Source organism: Methylibium sp., assembly GCF_013817365.1.
GTDB lineage: Bacteria > Pseudomonadota > Gammaproteobacteria > Burkholderiales > Burkholderiaceae_C > Methylibium.
Genome location: NZ_JACDCU010000549.1, coordinates 1 through 2,305 on the forward strand (window position 1 = coordinate 1; position 2,305 = coordinate 2,305).

Here is a 2,305-nt window from a genome sequence, read left to right on the forward strand (position 1 = left end):
CGATCGTCACTGCCTTGGGTCGGCCGGCCTGGGCAATGATTTCCGCCTCGCGCTGGTGCTGCTTGGCATTGAGCACCTCGTGCGGCAGCTTGACTTTTTCGAGCAGCGTGGAGATCAGCTCGGAGTTCTCGATCGATGTGGTGCCCACCAGCACGGGCTGGCCGCGCTCGAAACAATCCTGAAGGTCCTTGACCACCGCGTCGTAACGCTCGCGGGAAGTCTTGTAGACGAGGTCCAACTCGTCGATGCGCGCGGTCGGCTTGTTGGGGGGGATCACCACCGTCTCGAGACCGTAGATTTCCTGGAACTCGTAGGCCTCGGTGTCGGCGGTGCCCGTCATGCCGGCCAGCTTGACGTACATGCGAAAGTAGTTCTGGAAGGTGATGGAAGCGAGCGTCTGGTTCTCGGGCTGGATGTGCACGCCCTCCTTCGCCTCCACGGCCTGGTGCAGGCCGTCGCTCCAGCGCCGCCCGGTCATGAGGCGGCCGGTGAACTCGTCGACGATGACGATCTCTCCGCCTTGCGGACCCTGCTGCACGACGTAGTGCTGATCACGGTGGAACAGGTGCCTGGCCCGCAGCGCCGCATAGAGATGATGCATGAGCGTGATGTTGGCGGCGTCGTACAGACTCGCGCCCTCGGCCAGCAGACCGGCCTGCGACAGCAGTTCTTCGGCCCGCTCGTGGCCGGTTTCGGTGAGGAAGACCTGATGCGTCTTCTCGTCGGCAGTGAAATCGCCCGGCTCGATCACGCCCTCGCCGGTGCGCGGATCGGCCTCGCCGATCTGCTTCTTGAGGCCGGGCACCACCGCGTTGATCTTGAGGTAAAGCTCGGTCTGGTCTTCGGCCTGGCCGCTGATGATGAGCGGCGTGCGCGCCTCGTCGATCAGGATGGAATCGACCTCGTCGACGATCGAGAAGTTGAGCGGGCGCTGCACGCGCTCGGCAACCTCGTGGACCATGTTGTCGCGCAGGTAGTCGAAGCCGAACTCGTTGTTGGTGCCATAGGTGACGTCGCAGCGGTAGGCGGCCTGCTTGTCCTCGCGCGTCATTTGCGCCGTGTTCACGCCCACCGTGAGTCCGAGGAAGCTGTACAGCCGGCCCATCCACTCGGCATCGCGGCGCGCCAGGTAGTCGTTGACGGTCACCAGGTGAACGCCTTTGCCGGCCAACGCGTTCAGGTACACCGGCAGCGTCGCCATCAAGGTCTTGCCCTCGCCGGTGCGCATCTCGGCGATCTTGCCGTCGTGCAGCACCATGCCGCCGATCAGCTGCACGTCGAAGTGACGCATCTTCAGCGTGCGCTTGCTGCCCTCTCGCACCACAGCGAAGGCTTCGGGCAGCAGGGCATCGAGCGTCTCGCCCTTGTCAACGCGCTCGCGCAGCGCGGTCGTGCACTCGCGCAGTTCGGCGTCGGAGAGTTTTTCGAACTGCGGCTCGAGCGCGTTGATCTGCTCGACCACGCGCCGGTACTGCTTGAGCAGGCGCTCGTTGCGGCTACCGAAAATCGATGTAAGAAGCTTGGGCAACATGCGTGCAAAGTTGTTCGGGATCGGCACCGCCGGGGGTGCGCGCCGGCATCGGGCCGTTGCGCGCGCCGCGGGCCGGAGCATCCCGCAGACATTCGGTCAACTGAGGGCAGTTCCCGGAATAAGAAGAGCGGCGCTTGCTTGGCGCCGTTCAGAGCGCAAAAGTTTAGCACCGGCCTTGCTGCAGACCCGGCCGGCAAGGCCCCGAGTCCCGCTGTGGGCGCCGCGCGGCGCAGGCCTGCGCTGCTCAGCGCCGCGCCGTAACCTGCGCCCGCGCGCGCGCCAGAAACTTCGCCGGGTTCTGATGCACACCCTCGACCATCACTTCGAAGTGCAGATGCGGGCCCGTCGAGCGGCCGGTGCTGCCCACGTGCGCAATCGTCTGCCCGCGCTTGACGAGGTCGCCGGCCTGCACGAGCAGCTTGGACGCATGAGCGTAGCGGGTCACGAGGGCGTTGCCATGGTCGAGCTCGACCAGCAGGCCGTACTGCGGGTGCCGCTCAGCACTGCGTACCACCCCGCCGGCAGCCGCCTGGATCGGCGTGCCGGTGTTGGCCGGGAAGTCCAGGCCGGTGTGCAGGGCGCCGCGCCCGGTAAAGGGGTCGGAGCGAAAGCCGAAGCCCGAGCCGATCGGCCCGGGCACCGGTGCCGAGCTGGGCACCATCAGCGCCAGCAGCCGGGTTTCCAACAGGCGTGACTCGGCCAGGGTGAAGATGTCGTTGCTGCGATCGGCCTGCTCGTCGATCAGGGCCAGTTCCCGGCCGAGCTGCGTCAATG

At 66.2% G+C, this 2,305-nt stretch carries 2 protein-coding genes; both read right to left on the reverse strand.

Features of this window, described 5'->3' with window-relative positions:
• Window positions 1-1,531, reverse strand: a 1,531-nt coding sequence (gene secA, locus H0W38_RS21120; RefSeq protein WP_292457898.1) for a preprotein translocase subunit SecA, incomplete at its 3' end; no start/stop codon positions are given.
• Between the two features lie 244 nt (window positions 1,532-1,775).
• The coding region (locus H0W38_RS21125; protein WP_292457900.1) for a M23 family metallopeptidase at window positions 1,776-2,305 on the reverse strand (530 nt) is incomplete at its 5' end.